This is a genomic window from Vibrio crassostreae, from assembly GCF_041439375.1.
Classification (GTDB): Bacteria; Pseudomonadota; Gammaproteobacteria; order Enterobacterales; family Vibrionaceae; genus Vibrio; species Vibrio crassostreae_D.
The window spans coordinates 63,523-83,797 of record NZ_JBGONY010000012.1 but is presented as its reverse complement, the minus strand read 5'-3'; the positions used below and the strand labels follow the sequence as shown (position 1 = coordinate 83,797).

Below are 20,275 nucleotides of genomic sequence, written 5' to 3'. Positions count from 1 at the left end.
TTTAACTATAAAACAAACTAACGCTCCCCAAACGCGACACTCACGTTGGTATAAATCGGTTTCCATAAATACTGGAATACAGACTTCTCACCTGTTGTAATATCTACCTCGCCCGTCATACCTGGCAAGATAGAAAAGCTCTCCGGATTATCACGGAAATAAGGAACATCCACCGAGACGACGACTTCATAATAGATCTCGCCACGTTCGCTTTGACTTGTGGTCGGTGAAATACTCTCAACCGCCCCTTTTAGCGCCCCAAAGCGGCTGTAATCAAACGCATCAATTTTGATACGAGTCGGCTGCCCTACACTCACAAAACCAATATCTCTTGGCGACAAACGAGCTTTAAAGTCGGCTTTCCCACCAACAGGAACAATTTCAACCACTGTCCCACCCGGCTGAATAACACCACCGTTTTGCGTGCTTGGCAGGCTTTGCACCAAACCTTGTAGCGGCGACACTAACATGGTGTTGGTCAATTTCGCTTGGCTTGAACGAACTCTAGCATTCAATGCTGATAAGTCAGATACGGCTTTAGAACGATCATCGCTCACTTTAGCTTTCGCTTCCGCCAGAAGCTGTATGATTTTTTGGTCATTACTGTCAGCTTGTCTAATCAATACCGACTTCTTGCCACGAGCTTCTTCAATTTTCTGCTCAATACTGGCCAGTTTTTGACGCATTTCAAGCACACGTAAGCGTGAAATGTTACCCGACTTATAACCCTTTTCTAGTATGTTCAACTCTTGCTTAGTCGCATTTAACTCTTTCTCATAACTCGGCAAGGCCTTTTCTACGCTACGAAGCTGCTCTGCAATTTGCTCGCTCTCTTTCTCAAGCACCACACGCTTTTGGAAGTAAAGGGCTTTTTGCGCGTTCAGCTGCGCTTTTTGTTGGCTGACGATCTCTGGGTAATCGACCTCAAACTCAGCAAGGCTAGGCTCACGCTGCTCAAGCAGCGCATTCATACGTTCCACACTGGCTAGAAGCGTCACTTGTTGGGACTTTAGCTCTTCAAGGGCGGTACGCTGGAAAGTGGCATCAAACTCAACAAGCGGCTGGCCTTTCTCAACCAACTGCCCTTCTTTAACGAGAATTTGCTTTAACTTCCCGCCAATCGCGCTTTGTAATACTTGCTTCTCGCCTTCTGGAATCACAGCACCTTTGGCTTTGGCGATTTCATCAACTTGAGTGACTACAGACCAAGTGGCAAAAGCAATAACACATAAGGCAACCGACCATGTGGCCAGCGCCAATGTACGAGCCGTATTTTGTGATTCAACAAGCTCACCGTAGCGCTTGCCCTTCTCGATAGATTGTTTAGTCATTAGCGACTCCTTGCTTAGACTCTGATTGTTCTTGTTGGGCTGCATTTTGTTGAGCAGACGCCTCTTGAGTTGACGGCTGTAGCTCTTGAGATAACGGTTGCTCAGATAACTGCGGTTCTTGAGAAGCTTGAGGCTCTGAAGGCTGTTCCTGCTTCGAAGACTGCTCCGGCTCTAATGGACCGGCATAAACCACTGCACCTTCATTTAATACCACCACTTTATCGGCAAGCTTGATTAAATCCGGATCGTGGGACGTGTAAATCACCGTTGCTTTTCCTTTTTTCGACTGCACAAACTCACCAAATATACGTTTAGCATTTGGGTGAGCATCAGGCACAGGATTATCCATTAAGAACATTGGGTAGTCATAAACCAGCGCTTTTGCATCAATTAGGATCTGCGCGACGCTGCCAGACAACATGTCAAAAAGGCTGTCCGGCTGAATACTGCTGATGGAAGTATCGAGCCCACCTGATAATGTCTCGAACCAACGCTTTCCGCCGACCATTTCAATTGCAGAGATCATTTTCTGATCTTCGACTTTGTGACCGTCGTTTAGCCACTCTCGAATACTCAGCGTAAGCAAATCAGGATATGCGGCTCGAATGAAACACCAGTGGCGATAAAGCTGCGGGTCGTATTGAACGAGGTTAACGCCTTCAAGCTCGACCATGCCATTTTGGATAGGCTGCAAGCCAGACAGCACTTCAATTAATGTTGATTTACCGCTCCCAGAAGGGCCGGTAATCGCGACAACTTCACCGGCTTCAATATCAAAACTCACACCATTCAAAGCGGGGCGACTCTGTTTGGGATAGCGCAGCGTCACTTGGTCTAATTTCAAGTTAGGCGCTACCACGGGTAACGGGTGATGCTGGTAACTGAATTCACGCTCAGACGGCTGAGACAAAATACGGTTCACTTGCAGCTTGGATTGATTAAAGCTATTAAAACGCATCGCGCTGTTTGCCAACACCTGAGCAGGACCCGTCACCTTAGATATCAACATCATTGAAGCAATCAAACCACCGGGCGTCATCACTTGTTCAAAAATAAGTCCTATGCCTAACCCCATCACGGCGAGTGTCGAGCCCACACCAATGAAATAGTAAATCGAGGTGTACCGACTCTGGAGAACCGATTGATTGAAAGTCACTGTAGAGGCAAGAAGATTGGCCTTTTTAAAGCGTTGAATCCAGTGCTCAGAGAAGCCAGCACTGCGAATAAAGGCAAGCTTGGATGACAGCTCATTAGTCATGTTTTGACGATTCGTACCTGCGACTGTCGATTGCATCGAGCGCTTGCTGCTAGAGCGTATCGAGCGTTTTGCTAGCAAGTAATAAAGGATTAAAGAGACGACTGGAACCAGTACCAACCATCCGCCTAAAACTCCTATCGCTAGTACAAAAATTAGAATGAATGGTAGGTCAAATAACGCATTTCCTAATGGCCCCGATAGCACACCTGAAATACGCTCTGACAACATCACTTGGTTTTGCTGACTAGAAGAAGCTGTTTGCTGATTTTGAGCATAGCTATTACGAAGCAGACGCTGCACGAGGGATTGAGAAATCTCACGACTTACTCGGTTGGAAACTGAAGCAAACACTCGGCTACGTAATGTTCTCAACCAACCCATCATCACAAACAACAACGCCGCGCCAATGGCGATACCTTGCAACTCATGCCCTGCATCACCACCAATCACATGGTCATAAATCGACATCGTGATGAAGGGAACAGCAAGCGCAAATAAGTTAGTGATAAAGCTGACCAATAACAATTTAGGAATGATGGGGCGAAACGCATGTAACCTTTCACCAACCCAATCAGGAGAGGCCTTCTCTAATGGTGGCCCTTCGATAACAATACAAAACTGAGGGACATCGGTGATGTCGTTATTGGCATTAAAGGCAACAAATTGTTTGGATTCTAAATGACCAGAGACAAGCTCATTTTCACCAAGCACCAGCAAGACCAATTTATGTTCACCAACGTCATCTAGGTTGGCAACCAAGCGATAAGGCAGTGCAAGCCTGTCGAACAAGGCAAACATATCGTCGATTGATTCAATGCCATTTTCATCGACCCATTGATGTGCGAACAACTGGATATTAGCATTAACTTCCAACTGCTTAAGAACGGAAAGGCTCTCGGTTTCTAAATGATTCATCACCTCTTGTCGACCGCTGGTATCTGCACGGTTGTTCGTACCTAAAGGGTTACCAATATCTAAACGATTCATACGACGGCCTCCTGATTGCTCTCGCTGTCGACCGTAAGAGCTCGACTTTCCACTGTAATGATTCGATTAGCCAATTCGCGAAGCTTCGAATGGTAGCTCACCATCAGTATCGTGCGTCCTGCCGTTACTTCTTCTTCCAACACCTTAGCTAGATTCCCAAGGGCGTCTAAATCAAGTGAAGAATCCGGCCTTTCCAACATGATTATGGGTTTGTCACTTGCCAATTGAGCCGCGATATTGAGCATTTTCACGTTACCCATACTCAACAAAGAAGCACTCGTATGGCCAATTTGTGTCTCTAGTCCATCGGGTAATCGAGTAATCTCTTTGGTTAAACCCAAACGCTTTGCATAGTCACTGGCGCTTTGCGTTTTCTCAGGGTCAAACCCGCACAAGTTGTCGAGAATAGTACCCGACACCAACTGCCCTTTAACGCCACAGTAGGCAGCAATGTTGGTTACCGATGCGATTGAAACTGCAGCTCCGTTAATGAAGCACTCACCCGCTTTTAGATCATCAATACCTGCAATCGACGACAATAAATGACTGTTAGTGTGGCGATCCTCACTCTCTAACAACACCAACTCACCTTTATTCAGTGTGACATCTGCATGAGAGAGTTCACCGTATCTTTCAACGGTCGCTTGCTTGATTTCCAACGTCTCAAAGTCAGATAAGTGGTTCTCAGCTTGCTCAGAATCTGAAGAGTCCGATAGTGATAAGTCACTCAATTTTTCTATTGCCTGATTAGCACTGTGTATTGAATTAAGCTTGATTCTAACCCCAACCAGAGCACTTAAAGGTGCGACGGCTCTGCCCGATAAGATAGAACATGCCGCCAAGCCACCAGTGGTTAACTGGCCATCCAACACCCACAAGCTCCCCGTAATCACGAGTAAAACTGACGTGGCTAATGCAGCAAGCTGAATACATTCTTGGGCGAAGGCGTTCTGTTCTTCTTCTCTCGCTTTAGACTGAGAGCGAACATTATTGAGGGATTTAAACTGATTAAAGATTCGAGACTCAACGGCCTGGCGTTTGATTCCCTGAATGGTTTGGCTCAGTAAAATCAAGAACGCTTTTCGCTCCTGCTCATCTTGGGAAGCTTCTTCACTCAAGCTTTTAACGCGAATAGAAGATAACCAAACGATTCCAAGAGTAATCAGCCAAACTGCCAAAGGTATCGCCACCAGCTCACCGCCGATGTAAGCCACCAAACCCAAGAAGATCAATGCGAAAGGCAAATCAATAAAGCCTGCAATCACACCACCGGAATACCAATCTTTGACTTTGGATACAGAACCAAGCCCCTCTTCCACGCCGCCAACACCAATGTGGCGGAGATGGCCTGATGAAGCCGTTGTTACTCTTTCAACCAAAGTTTGATAGGTCGCTTTCTCGGTATTGCTGGCCGCGGCTGACAAAAGCCAAGTACGCACAAACCGGATCAATGCTTCCATGGCAACAGCCAACGCTGCACCCGCCAACAACAAAGTGGCAGTACCGTAACTTTGGTTAGGTAAAATACGATCGTAAATTTGTAAAACCGTTAACGGAACGGCGAGAGAGAGAAGATTTATGAGTAAAGAAGGCAGTAGGACTTTCCCCACCACCCCTTTGTTTTTCATTGAACTTGCGGGCATACACAATCCTTATCCATGCTTATGAAATAAGATTGGTACACCATGTTGAGTATTGCAAGGTAACGAACTGATTTAACGTGTTTTTCAATATAAATATGACACAGATCTTTCTACACAAATCTGTGGCTATACCTGTACCTTAAAAACGCTCCTTACAAACGCTCCTTACAAACGCCCGTTACAAGCGCTCCTTACAAGCGCTCCTTACAAACAATTGTCGTAATCCGTTATCGCCTGCTTTAGCTTTGAAAAGTCTGAGTTACATAAATACGGTTTCAGCGCTTCAAATTTATCTGAGGGCCACTCGTATATTTTGAATGAAATGAGTTCGTCAATAACGGACTCATCAAAGCGGTATTTGACGACTTTAGCTGGAGAACCACCGACAATGCTGTATGGAGCGACGTCTTTAGTCACCACACTACTCGCTGCAACCACAGCGCCTTCGCCAATCGTCACACCGGGCATCACCATCGCTCTCATGCCTAACCAAACCCCATCTTCAATGTGAGTATCGCCTTTGCCAATGTAGGCGTCGTCGATGACATCCATAAATGGATACAGTGAAAACCAATCAACTCTGTGTGTATGGTTGCCACCCATTAAAATCACGACCTCTGCGCCAATACAGACATAATCACCGATATAGAGTTCGTCGATTTCCCATCGAGGCTCCCACTGGCGGCTGACTTCGTCGCCGTGTAAATAACGCACTACCGATTGTTCAAAACCATTATCCCAGCAATCGCTGTAATAACTGTGTTGACCTTTTACATGAATATTGAGGTTGGTTACGACTTCATGCAGCAACTCGAATTTGGACCAATGCTTCTTTTGCATTTTTACCTCTGAATGATCTATTTAGTTTTATTCGTTAACTAACAAAATGTTCGACGATGCAAATCCAAGGTGCACAAACTAACGCCCTATAAACACAGGGTTCACTGGGACTAATAGTGAGTATCACGCTTAAATCATAGCAATGTCGCTAAAACTAAAGAGGCGTCAGTGGATTCGAGGTTGCTTAAGAAGAGGAAGTAGTTTCAAAGTTTGCTCAGTTTTTATCGATAACTTGGTTGGATAATTTACAGGCGTAGTGTAACTGTTTAGTCGCGCCAATTTGACAGGAAGATGTGATTAATAAGGTTTCAAATTTCGTTTCGTGGAATACGGAATGAACAAGAGCCTGCGCGATTACACAGGCTCAAACTTAGACTCGGCTATAAATTTCGGCTCACGCTTGGAGCTGGGCTCAGCGACTACATGCGTGCAAGCTGTACTTTTCTGTCTTTATTCACCACACAAAAGTTACCGCGCTTAGTACGACATTTAGAGCATCGTTCGCATTCAACAGGGCTTCTATCCCCTTCCTTCCAACGCTTCACTAAATGCGGTTCAGAAAGCAGCGGTCTTGAAAGCGCGAAGTACTCAATGCCCGTGTTGTTTGCAATCGCTTCGATAGCATCAAAATCCGTTAGGCCGCCAACCGTGATCACTGGGATATTAACGTCTTGGCTGATCGCGTGACCATACTCATGGAAGTAGCCTTCAGCTTGAATGGTAAAACCATCGTGCGACTCGCCAATCATAGTGTCTGCTTTGCCATGAATATTACCTGACACGACAATGCCATCCACGCCCACTTGTTCAAGCTTTTTACACACAATACGTGTTTCCTCAAAGGTGACGCCACCTTCAAAAAACTCCGAAGCTGTAAGCTTAACTAAGATAGGGAAATCATCACCCACCAGCTTACGCGTCGCGATATAGATCTCTAACAAGAATCTCATGCGGTTTTCTAAGCTACCGCCGTACTCATCTTCACGTTGGTTGTAGTAAGGGCTTAAGAACTGATTAATCAGGTAAGTGTGAGCGGCATGAATTTCAACGCCATCAAAACCTGATTTCTGTGCTCTCAAAGACGCTTGAGCAAAGGCATCAACAATGTAGTCGATCTCATCTTTGGTCATCGCTTTGCCTAGTGTTTGAGTACCTTTTTCTGGAACCTCACTTGGTGCGTAGATCACTCGTTCGCCAAGATCATGCGTGGTTTTAGTGCCACCATAAGCCAATTGCATCACGATTTTAGAGTCGTTATCGTGCACCAGTTGAGTCAGCTTCTGATACTCTGCAATGAATGAGTCATTATACATCCCCATCATGCCCGCATTCGGCTTTTCTTCTTCAACGATGTTCGCGTAACCCGTCACGATCAAGCCAACCTCACCTAGAGCCAACTCTTCATAGATAGCGTAAAGTTTATCTGTCATATGGCCATCTTCAGTTGCCATATTTTCCCACGTCGCACTTCTCATAAAGCGGTTTTTCAGTGTCATGGTGCCAATGCGGGTTTCTGTAAACAAAATACTCAAATCTATTCCTCATTCAATCGTGCTACGCAATTACCCCATCTAGCGTGAGGCTGATTGCGCGGATACTACAGAGAATATGGCAGGCAAAACTTAATCTAGATTAAGAGAGTGGCACTCTCATATAAGAAACAGGCAACTATTGCCAACAAAAAAGGATTAGAATAGATTCTAAGAGTAGGCTCACCCAATCGGTAAGCCTACACTCAGTTCTAGTTATTTAAGACAATGGTCAGAAAAGCTATTTAAATTCATAGGTGTAAGAAGCACCGACACTGTTATTTTCACCAAAGTCATCCTCGGCAAAAATAGTGAAGAAATTGAACGACTGAGCGTCACTCAATTTGTAGCTAGCGCCGATTCCCATCCAATATCCTGAATAATCATCAGAGCCCATGGAACCGCCACCGAAGCCCATGATAGACCATTCATCGGTTATCGTTTTTAGGCCAAACGCCCCAATGTAGCCACCGTGTGTTGAACTCGGCATCAATACATAGTCAGAACCAACGTTATCATCATCGAACACGGCCACTTCGCCATCATTATAACTGTAACCAGCCATAGGGAAGATTTGCCAACCGAAAGGCTCAATATCAAAATAACTCAGTGGTATAAATGTACCAATACTGTAGTTGTTCTTGTAAGCATCGTTATCATACTCAGAGCGGCTAAAGTTGAAGTTCACGATACCCATCGGCAACAACCATGAACCACCTATTCGCCACTCTTCACCGTCTGCATTGACACGAGCATTGATCATTCGCGCTTCATCAAGCCCAATAGACCCAGAGAACTGCAAATCTTCGTTATAAGCAACGCCGGCTTTGGTCACGATTTTAGTCGGATCATCAGGGTGCTTCTCTTCAGCAAAAGCCCCCATAGACCCGAACGTTACAGCAGCAACAAGTAATAGAGTACGTAATGTCATTAGAAGGTCGCACTAACACTAATAAAGTGGATACGACCATCGAAAGAACCGTTAACCAATGTAACCGGTGTATCGGCTAGATTACGATTCATGTCAACTGAACCTAAATCTGCGTATTCGTAGAACACGTCGATCAAGATGTCATCCCAATAAGTTGAAGCACCTACCGAGTAGCGGTACTGTTCACCTACAGGAAGGTCAACCCACTGCATTGAAGGATCATCTTGTGGCGAGGTTTCGTAAGAGAAGCCGGCTTTTAAACGCCAATCTGAATTCAATTGATAGTCAGCACCCACCGCAAACTTCCAAACGTCATCCCAGTCACGCTTGATTGGAATTCCGCCTAAATCAGTTGCTCCGAAATCTAACACTGTCTCATCCCACGCACTCCAGCGATGGAACTGAATACTCGCCAATAGGTCAAGTTGTTTGTTCAATGCGTAGCTAGCGCTGACGTCGATGATTTCAGGTAAAGCAATATCTGTCGATAACGAATTCAAAACGTTAGCACCTAGCTTACCGTTTACATCATTGTTGAATTCATGCTCAAGTTTAGAACGGTAGCTAGCACCTAACTTGAGTTTATCTGTAGGTGTGTACATTACGCCAAGGTTATAACCGTATGCCCAGTCAGTATCTTGCTTAGCAGTAAGCATTGACGTTGTTTGTTGAAACGCAGCCCAACTGAATTGAACACCTGCACCTACAGACCATTGATCGTTCAATTTGTAGCTTAGTGATGGGTTCACTTGCATAGCGGTTAGGGTGATATCTTCTAAAAGTGCAGCTCCCGCCCATTCACTGCCGTAATCAAGGCTAGAACCACCTACTGCACCTAACGCAATACCAAGGTGTAATTTGTCTGTGACTTGATGAGCATGGAACGCACCAAATGAAGGCAGGATTGAATGAGCTTTACCATCTGGGTTACCATCGTTGTCTTGGTATTTCATCTCAAGATCAAACGCCATTGTATTGATAGTCGTTTTGCTTTCACCCATGTGAGACATAGTGGCAGGGTTAGTCCACATCGCCGCCGCAGAGCGTGTGTAAACACCGTCACCAGCACCAGTAGTACCAGCGTTGGCAACGACAGCTTCTTGCAAAAACAGGCCACTTGCGAATGCATTTAAGCTAGTAAAGATTGCAGTGGCAGCTAGAGAGTAAGTAAAAGTTTTGTTCATCAGGATGCTCATTTAGCCTTAGACATTAAAATGTTCTAAGGTTATCGCAAAGCCCTATAAAAAAAGGGAATATCCATTATTCCTGTACAAAAGCTATTTAAACTTCCTGGCAACGTATGGGCGTGGTTTGTCTCGATGAATTTCACGCTGAGCAGCAATTGCCCTGTTCTTACCTAACCCTACCTTTATTTGATACCAAGTTTCGTAAAACACAGCCATGCCAGGGCTTGACCACCAAGTTTTGTTATAGAGTTTTTTATTAGCAGCGACAACATCTGGCGACCGATTCGCACACTCAAGAGCCAAAGCATAGGCTTCAGCGTAAGGGTCTTCGGCAATCTTGGTTACCAATCCATAGTCTTTCGCGGTTACGCAGTCGATCACTTTAGCGGTCATCGCCATTTCTAAGGTGTGATCTTTGCGCATCAGTTCGCGAAATGCTATCGCACCTCCCATATCAGGAATCAGGCCCCACTTAGCCTCTAGTATTGAGAAGTTGGCGTCCGGACTAGCGATCCTAAAATCACCACCACTGACCAGTTGCAGGCCCCCTCCCCAACAACGCCCGTGAATCGCAAAAATGACAGGGCATGGAATATCTCGCCAACCAAGTGAAAAGCGTTGTGCAGCGTTTGGCAATATCGGTAGCCATTTAAACAAGAGCTTCATCGCCCCAGATTTACTGGTTAATAGGGACTTAACATCAAGCCCCGAACAAAAATCGGTTCCCTCGCCTTTCACGATTACGGCGCGAATCTCGGTGTTCTTTTTCAGCTGATTAACCATGTTATTCACACCTTGGAACATCGCCATATCAATAGCATTGAGCTTATCTGGTCGGTTCAACACAACCGTCGCAATTTGGTTTTCATCGATAGAACAAGTAATACGAGCGAGGTTTGGCATGGTGGCTACCTTTTTAGTGGTCAGACCTTTAGGTTATACATTTTATTAACATATGCCAAACTTGCACATTAAGAAGCGAGACCTGTGTTGCTTAACATCTCCCAGTTACATAGAGAAACTCAACAAAAAAGAAGATGTTGGGGTTATCGTTATTTTGCACGATTTGAACCTAGCGCTTCGTTACGCCACGCATATTGTCGCCCTGAAAAAGGTCAAATTGCGTTGGAAGGCAGCGCGGATAAATTGCTCGACGAACAAGCGCTATCGGCTTTGTATGAGTCCCCTATTCGACTGATCGAACATCCTGTTCCAGCCAAGACAGCTGCAAGCAAGAAGGTTGCCGTTGTTTGCGAGTAAGCCGAAGAATCAAAGCTAAGTGAATGAGTTACTCATTCTTTGGATAGCTCACCAGCATGACGAGTGAAAACGGAGTAAATGTTTCCTTAAACTTAAATCAGCACAAGCTACACTAATACCACCTCATGAAAATCAAGGGACTGCCATGAACACTCATCATCGTATTCTTTCCTGTGCTTTGGCACTCATCGTATCGAGTCCAATATTCTCTGCTTTTGCATGGCAAGTAGAGAAAATCACAGACGGCCTCGAGATTCCATGGGGTCTCGCTTATGTCGATGACAGTACTATGCTTCTCACAGAAAAATCTGGCGTCATTAAACACGTTGATTTAAAAACAGGCGACCAAAACACACTATTCAGGCTGCCAAATATCTGGGCTAAAGGCCAAGGCGGATTATTAGATATAGCATTATCTCCTTTTGAAAACGGGAGGTTCTACGTCACTTATAGTAAAGACGTCGATGGTGAAGGCGTAACGACACTGGCTTCTGCTAATTACAGCAATAATGAAGTCACCAATTGGACAGACGTGTTTGTGTCAAAGTCCAAAACAGACGCCGGACGTCACTTTGGTAGCCGTATCACCTTTGATGATAGCCACATCTATTTTTCAATCGGTGATCGTGGTGAGCGAGACAATGGCCAAGATACACTGACTCACGCAGGTTCGATATTGCGATTGAATGCCGATGGAAGTACCCCTAGTGATAACCCATTCACCGATAATAACAAGGTTCTCAATGAGATTTGGAGTTTTGGTCATCGTAACCCACAAGGTCTCTTTTACGACTTTCCAACTCAGAAGTTGTGGTCGATTGAACACGGTCCGCGCGGTGGTGATGAAATCAATCTAATCAAAGCAGGTGCCAACTATGGCTGGCCTGTAACCTCACACGGAAAAGAGTACTGGGGCCCAATCAGCGTTGGTGAATCTGAAACCAAAGAAGGCATAGAAGCGCCTAGAAAGGTCTACATTCCCTCAATCGCACCCGGCAGCTTAGTGGTTTATCAAGGAGATAAATTTCCTGAACTCAAAGGGAAACTATTAGCGGGTGCACTCAAGCTTACCCATATCAATGTGGTGACGGTCAATACACAAGGTGAGGCAATAGAAGAAGAGCGCCTACTTGAAGACTTAGGTGAACGAATCAGAGACATTGAAACCTCACCAGACGGCGACATCTTCTTTAGTACTGATAATGGCAACCTTTATCGCTTGAAAAAGTAGTCGATACATTGTTCAAGTAAAGACATTTTCCTTACAACGAAATCTATAGATATAAGCCGTAAAAAGTGGGCTCAAGACCCAATTAACGGCTTTAAATTTGCAAAAATGAATGCGCTAAAACAGTGCAATTACTCCAAATTTGTCATCAATATCGACCACCTTTTTCACAAAAACGACAACAAATCACCATACAACTGTAACTCCATGATATTTAAGGAATGCAAAGTTTGACTACCCCCAAGTTTCTGCAACCTTTCACTATGGATTCGATTGACTATCCCCTGATTTGATTTAGACTTCATCTCGGCTAGAAAGAAAGTTCTTTGTATATAAACATTTCGTTGGATTACTAGTAACCCCGTTGTGTTGTACGCAATAGCAATAAACTTTTCCACGCTATCAGTGCCACAATTGGCTCAAAATAAAAATTTAATTTTAGGATATCATCATGTCTAACACAGTTACTGGTACAGTAAAATGGTTCAACGAAACTAAAGGCTTCGGCTTCATTCAACAAGAAAATGGTCCAGACGTATTCGCACACTTCTCAGCTATCACTGGCGAAGGTTTCAAAACTCTTGCTGAAGGCCAAAAAGTTGAGTTCGTAGTATCTCAAGGTCAAAAAGGCCCACAAGCTGACAGCATCAAAGTACTTTAATTTAGTACTTTATAGCTTTCTAAAAATAGCCAGCCTCTGCTGGCTATTTTTTTACCCGCTATTCAGAGATTTAAGGTAATATTCCCCTTCAATATTTCTACCTAAGACACCCCTCAATGGCTCTTAAACCGACAATCTACAAGTTTCGTATCTCTTTAACTGATATGAATCGCGACTATTATGACTCTTTTAATCTAACGGTTGCACAACACCCTTCTGAAACAGAACAGCGAATGATGGCTAGAATCATAGCTTTCTGTATCAATGCCTCTCCTGAACTTGAGTTCACTAAAGGGTTGTCTAGCATTGAAGAACCCGATTTATGGCAGAAATCGTTAGATGATCCAATCCTAGAATGGGTTGATGTCGGCGAACCCGATCCAGAGCGAGTTAAGAAAGCAACTCGCCTATCTAAATCAGTGCGTGTATTCAGCTTCAACACTAAATCAAACGTGTGGTGGGAGCAGAACAAAGGTAAATTCGGTTACCTGGAAGCTCAGATCGTTCGTCTAGACAACGATGGTATTGAGCAGCTTGCAGCGATGACACAACGCACGATGGATCTTTCAGTGATGCTGACTGGCAACTCTGCTTTCGTTAACAGCGATACTCAATCGGCTGAAGTAACGTGGGAAGAGCTACAGAGTAATGACTGAGCTTCCAACTAGTGATCAGCAGAAACTTGAAGCAAATCAGCAAGTAAAAACCAAGCTGCACTCTTGTTTGAAAGAGTCTGGTTTAGACTCAGTAGCCGCGATTGCGACAGGTTTCGAGAAAGAGCTAACGTCTTTTATCGACGAAAACCACGCTCTGTTTAAACACGCTTGTGAGAATAAGCCGGACAACTCTGCACGTCAGACGTTGCTTGGTCTGTTAACCAAGGCACATATCGATGCAAGCTATCGCTTTGAAAGCAATAAAGAAGCGAATGAGGCGATGCAAAATGTATTCGATAACACAGTAGGCACAGAGCATAGCGACAAGTTTCAAAACTCTAACGCTCAACAGTTAAAATTAGTGACTCATTTGTGGTTGTTCATTCAAGGACGACTAGGAATGGATTACAGCCTAGCCAATGATCATGCTGCTGTAGCCGCTACACTGCTGTCTCGCTTATCGAGAAGCACTGACGATGAGATTCGCGTAGAGTTCATGGCGAGCTTTTATGATGGCTTGAACATCTACCAAGCCGATAACAAGCCATCAGGTATTGTTCACCACTTAAAGCGTTTGTTTAACCTTTCTTAAGCATTCCACCAGCTGAAACCAAATTTGCGCTTTACACCGTGTAGAGCGCATCTATTTCCAACCACCGCTTGCACTATCACCTCTGAGCATAAAAGCAGATTCCCTACTCGCTCATTCTTGACTCTAGGGAATGACGACATTCTCAGTCATTGCAATTAACTTTACTACAAGTACAAAAAAGCCCCGCAGAGTGCGAGGCTTAGAATCTTGGTTCTCGATTTTCTGAGGCTAAATCGAGCTTATCAAATAACGAAACGTATTAACGCAGGCCGTGCAAGAATTCGTGGCGCGTTGCTGGGTTTGATCTAAAAATACCGCCCAGTGCTGTTGTTGTCGTTTCGCTGGTTGCGTCCATTACACCACGTGATTTCACGCAGTAGTGAACCGCATCCATGGTTACAGCAACGTCATCGGTTTCTAATAGCGTTTGCAATGCAACAAGGATCTGCTGTGTCATACGCTCTTGAACTTGCGGGCGCTGAGCAAAAAATCGAACAATACGGTTGATCTTTGAAAGACCAATAATTTTTCCACGCGGGATATAAGCGACCGCTGTTTTACCATCAATCGTAACTAAATGGTGCTCACAAGTACTGGTCACGGTAATGTCTTTTACACGTACCATCTCACGAACACCCATCTTGTTTTCAATTACGGTAATTTTAGGGAAATTGGCGTAATCCAGACCAGAGAAAATCTCATCCACGTACATTTTAGCAATACGTTGCGGTGTTTCTTCTAGGCTATCGTCCGTAAGATCAAGTTCAAGGAGAGTTAGAATCTCACGCATATGGTGTTCGATTCGTTCCTTTTTCTCTTCTCGGCTAACCTGGTTAGGACTCATTGGTGTCTCTAATCCGCGGCTTGCTAGCGCATCTTTAACCAACTTCGCTGATTCGCTAAGACCTGACATTGAACTTCCTCTTTTATTACCCCTTTTGGATGGCAGACAAGGATACTCGGAATTTTGAATAATTACACCCATATTTTAAGGGAGGTCATTATTTACGGACCTTAAACTATGCTAAAGTGACTGCAATTTCGTTGGCGAACTTTTTAGTCTCAAAACCGATTCTGATGCCAACCATCAAATAAAATAATAACGATCAAAGGAATTCAATTATGGGCTGTTGCGACGCTCCGGGCTTGATGCCAATTGAAGAAGCACTAGATAAGCTACTATCACCAATTAAACCTATTCAAACGACCTTATCGCTGCCATTGGCAGATGCATTAGGCTACGTACTTGCTGAAGATATCCTCTCCCCTATTTTCGTACCTCCTTTTGATAACTCAGCAATGGACGGTTACGCGCTACGTTTAGCGGACCTAGAAAACGGTAAAGTACTGCCCTTAGCAGGCAAATCTTTTGCAGGTCAGCCATTTGAAGGCGAATGGCCAAGCAACACCTGTATTCGCATTATGACAGGAGCTAAAATCCCAGAAGGGTGCGATGCAGTCATCATGCAAGAAAATACTCGCGAAACCGATGCGGGCATCGAAATTCAGCAAGACGACATCAGACTGAACAACAATATTCGCCCTACCGGTGATGACATCAAACAAGGTGACATCGTTCTTAGCCGCGGTGAACGTTTAACGCCTCGCGACATTCCAATGATCGCTTCACTTGGTGTGAGCCATGTGACTGTTGCACACAAACCTAAAGTCGCTTTCTTCTCTACTGGCGATGAGCTAAAACCGCTAGGTCAGCCTCTTGAAGATGGTCAGATCTACGACAGCAACCGCTACGGTATCAAACCACTGATTGAAGCGTTTGGTTGCGAAGCGATTGACCTAGGCATCATCCGTGATTGCCCTGCGACGCTTACAGAAACGTTCGAGAAAGCTCAAGAATTGGCAGACGTTGTCGTGACTTCCGGTGGCGTAAGCGTTGGCGAAGCCGATTACACCAAAGACATCCTTGAAGAACTTGGTCAAATCGGCTTTTGGAAACTAGCTATCAAACCGGGGAAGCCGTTCGCATTTGGTGAACTAGACAACGCTTGGTTCTGTGGCCTACCGGGTAACCCAGTATCAGCGATGATGACGATGTATGTTTTGGTTCAGCCTATGCTTGCTAAACTTGCAGGTCACACTGCATGGACAGCGCCAGAATCGATCCCTGCTATTACTAAATCTGCATTTAAAAAAGGCCCAGGCCGTACTGACTATCAACGTGGTATCTACTCGATTGAAAACGGTCAATTTGTAGTAGAAACAACAGGTAACCAAAGCTCTGGCGCTTTCCGATCAATGAGCCTAGCAAACTGCTTTGTGGTACTTGAGCGTGAGCGTGGCCGTGTTGAAGTGGGCGAAACAGTTCAGATTCAACTGTTTAACTCGACGCTTTACTAACGAGGCTTACTGATGGAAATACTGTCTGACGCAGAGATGCTTCGTTACAATCGCCAGATCATTCTTAAGCAGTTTGATTTTGAAGGCCAAGAAGCGCTGAAACAGAGCTCAATCTTAGTGTTGGGTGCAGGAGGCCTTGGTTGTGCCTCTGCTCAATACCTCGCGACTGCGGGTATTGGTAAGCTGACACTGATCGACGACGATATTGTCGAGCTTTCAAACCTGCAGCGACAAGTGCTTCACACTGATGCTGATATTGGTAAGAAGAAGGTGGATTCTGCTGCTGAGTCTTTACAGGCGTTGAACCCACACCTAAAAGTTGAGACAGTCGATCACAGGCTCGATGACGAAACGCTTGCGAACCTAATCGAAGCGCATTCATTGGTGCTTGATGCCAGTGACAACGTTGAAACGCGCAATCAGCTCAACCGCTTGTGTTACGCCTCTAAAACGCCACTCGTATCAGGTGCAGCGATTCGCATGGAAGGTCAGATTAGTGTGTTCACTTATCAAGATGCTGACGCACCGTGTTACCAATGCTTAAGCGCTCTGTTCGGCAATGCGGCACTAAGTTGTGTCGAAGCCGGTGTGATGGCGCCAGTAGTTGGTATGGTGGGCGCGGCTCAGGCTTTGGAAGCGATTAAAGTTATTGCTAAGTTTGGACAACCAAAGCAAGGCAAACTTTTGATTCTCGATGCCATGTCTCACAGTTGGCGTGAGATGAATTTAATGAAGATGCCGAATTGTTCGGTGTGTGGTTAAGCTAATCACGAGTAAGATAGCTACTTTATAACTCCTCAAGCCCTGACCAATGTCGGGGCTTTTTATATTTGAACTTGAGTCCAAACATTCCTGATTTCAAATTGAAACATTTCATGAGGAATCAGTTTCATTTGAATTCTCATTTTGAGAAAACAGATTTCCTCTGAAGAGTTAAGAATAAAAACCATCTAAAATCAACAACTTAAAATTGGCACGTAACTTGTAAAAGTATCTATACCTTCCATGACAAGGATGTAGATATGAGAATCACAACGTTAAGTTTGCTATTAAGTGCGCCATTGGTCGCCAACGCAGCGCCATTCGATACCTGCCCTAGTAAGGCATACCTATTTCAGTCGAAACCCGTTGAGGTTTGGGGCGTTAACCTAGTTACCGGCTCAACCACTCTGTTAGAAGACGATACGGGTATGAATGCCAATATCAATGGTGTTGGTTTCGACTTTCAAGACAGATACATCTACGGATACGACACCACCAACAAACGCTTGGTGCGTCTTGGTCAAGACTTCCAAGCGGAAGTCATCAATACCAGCGGATTACCAACCGACCATACCTTCTATGTAGGTGATGTCTACGACCATGTTTACTACCTATACCGCACAGGTAAGGGGCTGTTCACTGTTGACCTATCCCCTCTCGATTCAGATCCAAATGCGACTGTTACCGTTAACAAAATTGTAGGCAGCCCAGCAACCGTAAAATTGACTGATTTCGCCTTTCATCCAAGCGATGGCTCTCTATATGGTATTGATAATAACTCGGGCGGCTTGTACCAATTCAACCCAACCACAGGAGCCGAAACCTACATCGGCGATACCGGTGAGTTAGGTACGTTCGGTGCTGGCTATTTTGATGTCAATGGCTACTACTACGTATCTCGAAACCAAGACGGTAAGATTTACCGAATCAACCTGTCTCCCGACAACGCTGCCAATATCGCGGCAGGTATTGTTCCAGCCGTTGAATTTGTTTCGAATGGCCCAGCTTCTGGTCAAAACGATGGTGCTCGTTGTGCCAACGCACCTGTTGTTGATGAAGATTCAAACATTGACTTCGGTGACGCGCCAGACAGCTACCTAACTCTACTGGCGAGTAACGGTCCTCGACATGAGCTTGATGGCGTTACGTGGCTAGGTACTGATGCACCAGATGCAGATCTGGATGGATACGTTTCCCCACAATCGGATGAAAGCGTCGGCATTGATGACGAATGGACGAATGGTGGTATCGGCTTCGTAACCGCACTTGAAGCGGGCCTCGATTCGAAGGTAATTATTGAAGCTTCAACAACGGGTTATCTTTCAGCTTGGATAGATTGGAACCAAGACGGTAGTTTCGACGGCGCCAACGAACAAGTATTTACCGATTACTTATTGGCGGCCGGTGAGAACGACTTGTTCTTAAATGTCGATATTAACGCCTTAACGGGTACCACTTGGGCTCGCTTCAGATTCAGCCAACAAACCAATCTAAGCTACTTTGGCGGCTCTACCTCTGGTGAGGTGGTTGATATTCAAGTCGATGTTCTAAATGACGGTGCAACGGCTCGTTACTTCCCAAGCGCTTCTGGCTACGCCACCCTAGCATATGAAGACAATTGGCCTTATAAAGCCGATTACGATATGAATGATGCCGTTATCATGTATCGCATCACAGAAATCTTAAAAGACGATAAGGTTATTAAGTCCACCATCGATGGTCGCCTAGCGGCTGTGGGGGCAACCTACAAAAACGGCTTTGCGGTTCGCCTACCCAACCTTGCACCAAGCTCGGTAGACAGCGGTAATTCTTACATGAAACACAATGGCGTATTCACCGATTTAGGTATGGAAGACGGTCGTAGTGAAGCTATCTTTATCGCCGCTGAAGACTTGTCTGAAAAAGCGAATACTTCATGCGCCTTCTACCGTACAAGCAACGCTTGTAAAGAAGATGAACAGTTCGCATTCCAAATCGGTATCAACTTATCAGGCGACGGTGTGAGTACTGCGTCATGGACAGACATGCCTTACGACCCCTTCATTTTTGCAACACCGGGCTACTATCACGGCGACAACCTACCGATGCACCCAGGACGTAGTTGGGAAGTTCACTTGCCAGACCAAGCACCAACCGAGGCCTTTGACACTGTGAACCTATTTGATTCTGGAATCGGTGTTGATGATAGCGACCCAGCAACGGGTAAATATTTCAAGACAGCAGAAAACCACCCTTGGGCTCTCATTATCACATCAACAGAAGAGTGGGAATGGCCGCAAGAATACGTGGATATCGTAACTGCTTACCCAGAGTTTAAGCAGTGGGCAGAGTCAAGCGGTGAAAATAACCAGACTTGGTACGCATCACCAGCAGACAACCAATGTTACGAGCCATAAGGAGAGACGTCATGAGTATCAAAGATAAACCTAATCGCGAACATCATAACGTTGAGTTGAGAAGCAACCTCTCTAAGGAAAATAATATGTCTGCACAAAGCTCTTGGAACATGAAGAAAACAATGACCGTAGTTTTAGCTACAGCCCCACTCCTACTAGCAGGTTGTGGTGGGGGCGGAGGGGGCAGCACGGCTTCTCCTTCACCATCATCACCGGCGACACCTGCAACGCCATCACCGTCTCCAGTAGCCAGTGCAGCAGCGGAACCAACTTACACTATGAGTGATTTAGTGGTACCCGATGGTTTTGATTACAGCTCTGTAGAGCAGTTTGATATCGACATCGACATCAGTAGTATTTCAACAGACCGTTCATTTGTTACCGTGTATAGCCGTTTTAGTGCTCGTGACGACTCGACATTGAAACCAGACTACTCAAGCAAAGTGATTGCAGGATCATTAAACAATGGTGTGTTCGCCTCTAACTTCTCGAGCCCAGTCAACCACGATTCACTTCTTGTTGAGATTTGGTTTTACGATGGGCAGCCACCTCTACAAAAAGTAGTATCGAGCAGCAACTCTCAGATCGTGTGGTAATGAAAGTTTAGCTTCGAATATCAGCAACTAAAAGTGAGCAGCAATGCTCACTTTTTTAAT

17 protein-coding genes and 1 pseudogene are annotated in these 20,275 nt (G+C 45.1%); 9 read left to right on the top strand and 9 right to left on the bottom strand.

From position 1 onward, the window contains the following. Nucleotides 1-17 precede the first annotated feature (17 nt). From ACED45_RS07760 to ACED45_RS07725, 8 genes are all read right to left on the bottom strand, one after another. A complete protein-coding gene (locus tag ACED45_RS07760; protein WP_371713687.1) occupies nt 18-1,331 on the bottom strand; it encodes an HlyD family type I secretion periplasmic adaptor subunit in 1,314 nt (437 codons plus the stop codon). Continuing rightward, on the bottom strand, nt 1,324-3,576 hold the full coding sequence (locus ACED45_RS07755; protein ID WP_371713686.1) for an ABC transporter transmembrane domain-containing protein: 2,253 nt from the start codon (nt 3,574-3,576) through the stop codon (nt 1,324-1,326). Before ACED45_RS07755 ends, ACED45_RS07760 begins: the two co-directional genes overlap by 8 nt. After that, nucleotides 3,573-5,219 carry an ABC transporter transmembrane domain-containing protein gene (locus ACED45_RS07750; protein ID WP_371713685.1) on the bottom strand — a complete coding sequence of 549 codons (1,647 nt, stop codon included), beginning with the start codon at nt 5,217-5,219 and terminating at the stop codon, nt 3,573-3,575. The genes ACED45_RS07755 and ACED45_RS07750 overlap by 4 nt, the downstream gene beginning before the upstream one ends. 204 nt (nt 5,220-5,423) lie before the next feature. Then, complete coding sequence (locus ACED45_RS07745) at nt 5,424-6,059, bottom strand: CatB-related O-acetyltransferase (RefSeq protein ID WP_371713684.1); 636 nt, start codon at nt 6,057-6,059, stop codon at nt 5,424-5,426. Between the two features lie 419 nt (nt 6,060-6,478). Beyond that, nucleotides 6,479-7,591, bottom strand: coding sequence for an NADH:flavin oxidoreductase (locus tag ACED45_RS07740; RefSeq protein ID WP_371713683.1), 1,113 nt, complete (start codon nt 7,589-7,591; stop codon nt 6,479-6,481). A gap of 238 nt (nt 7,592-7,829) precedes the next feature. After that, nucleotides 7,830-8,519 (bottom strand): hypothetical protein, encoded by a 690-nt coding sequence (locus ACED45_RS07735; RefSeq protein WP_371713682.1) that lies wholly within the window; start codon nt 8,517-8,519, stop codon nt 7,830-7,832. Next, on the bottom strand, nt 8,519-9,703 hold the full coding sequence (locus ACED45_RS07730; protein ID WP_371713681.1) for an OmpP1/FadL family transporter: 1,185 nt from the start codon (nt 9,701-9,703) through the stop codon (nt 8,519-8,521). The genes ACED45_RS07735 and ACED45_RS07730 overlap by 1 nt, the downstream gene beginning before the upstream one ends. A 93-nt stretch (nt 9,704-9,796) precedes the next feature. Then, nucleotides 9,797-10,609 (bottom strand): crotonase/enoyl-CoA hydratase family protein, encoded by an 813-nt coding sequence (locus tag ACED45_RS07725; protein WP_371713680.1) that lies wholly within the window; start codon nt 10,607-10,609, stop codon nt 9,797-9,799. A 109-nt stretch (nt 10,610-10,718) separates the two neighbouring features. On the opposite strand from ACED45_RS07725, the pseudogene ACED45_RS07720 reads away from it, so the two are divergent. The 5 genes and pseudogenes from ACED45_RS07720 to ACED45_RS07700 all read left to right on the top strand — a co-directional run. After that, nucleotides 10,719-10,966 (top strand): annotated as a pseudogene (locus ACED45_RS07720) (ABC transporter ATP-binding protein); the annotation flags it as partial. Nucleotides 10,967-11,111: 145 nt separating this feature from the next. Beyond that, entirely contained in the window at nt 11,112-12,197 is a 1,086-nt protein-coding gene (locus tag ACED45_RS07715; RefSeq protein WP_285953619.1) for a PQQ-dependent sugar dehydrogenase, read from the top strand. A 448-nt stretch (nt 12,198-12,645) separates the two neighbouring features. Next, a complete protein-coding gene (locus tag ACED45_RS07710) occupies nt 12,646-12,855 on the top strand; it encodes a cold-shock protein (protein WP_004737278.1) in 210 nt (69 codons plus the stop codon). Between the two features lie 116 nt (nt 12,856-12,971). Next, nucleotides 12,972-13,511: a YaeQ family protein gene (locus tag ACED45_RS07705; protein WP_371713679.1), complete on the top strand. Its 540-nt coding sequence runs from the start codon at nt 12,972-12,974 to the stop codon at nt 13,509-13,511. Beyond that, nucleotides 13,504-14,103, top strand: coding sequence for a hypothetical protein (locus ACED45_RS07700; protein ID WP_371713678.1), 600 nt, complete (start codon nt 13,504-13,506; stop codon nt 14,101-14,103). The genes ACED45_RS07705 and ACED45_RS07700 overlap by 8 nt, the downstream gene beginning before the upstream one ends. Nucleotides 14,104-14,362: 259 nt before the next feature. Here the strand turns inward: ACED45_RS07700 and folE are convergent, their stop codons facing one another. Continuing rightward, entirely contained in the window at nt 14,363-15,016 is a 654-nt protein-coding gene (folE, locus tag ACED45_RS07695) for a GTP cyclohydrolase I FolE (RefSeq protein WP_017061725.1), read from the bottom strand. 209 nt (nt 15,017-15,225) lie between these two features. Here folE and moeA point away from each other — a divergent pair, with 209 nt between their 5' ends. From moeA to ACED45_RS07675, 4 genes are all read left to right on the top strand, one after another. After that, nucleotides 15,226-16,461 (top strand): molybdopterin molybdotransferase MoeA, encoded by a 1,236-nt coding sequence (gene moeA / locus ACED45_RS07690; RefSeq protein ID WP_371713677.1) that lies wholly within the window; start codon nt 15,226-15,228, stop codon nt 16,459-16,461. Between the two features lie 12 nt (nt 16,462-16,473). After that, entirely contained in the window at nt 16,474-17,223 is a 750-nt protein-coding gene (gene moeB, locus ACED45_RS07685; protein ID WP_371713676.1) for a molybdopterin-synthase adenylyltransferase MoeB, read from the top strand. Nucleotides 17,224-17,483: 260 nt separating this feature from the next. Continuing rightward, the gene (locus ACED45_RS07680) at nt 17,484-19,619 is read left to right on the top strand and encodes an LruC domain-containing protein (protein ID WP_371713675.1); all 2,136 of its coding nucleotides are present in this window, start codon (nt 17,484-17,486) and stop codon (nt 19,617-19,619) included. Nucleotides 19,620-19,630: 11 nt separating this feature from the next. Next, nucleotides 19,631-20,215 carry a hypothetical protein gene (locus tag ACED45_RS07675; protein ID WP_371713674.1) on the top strand — a complete coding sequence of 195 codons (585 nt, stop codon included), beginning with the start codon at nt 19,631-19,633 and terminating at the stop codon, nt 20,213-20,215. The last annotated feature ends 60 nt before the right edge of the window (nt 20,216-20,275 follow it).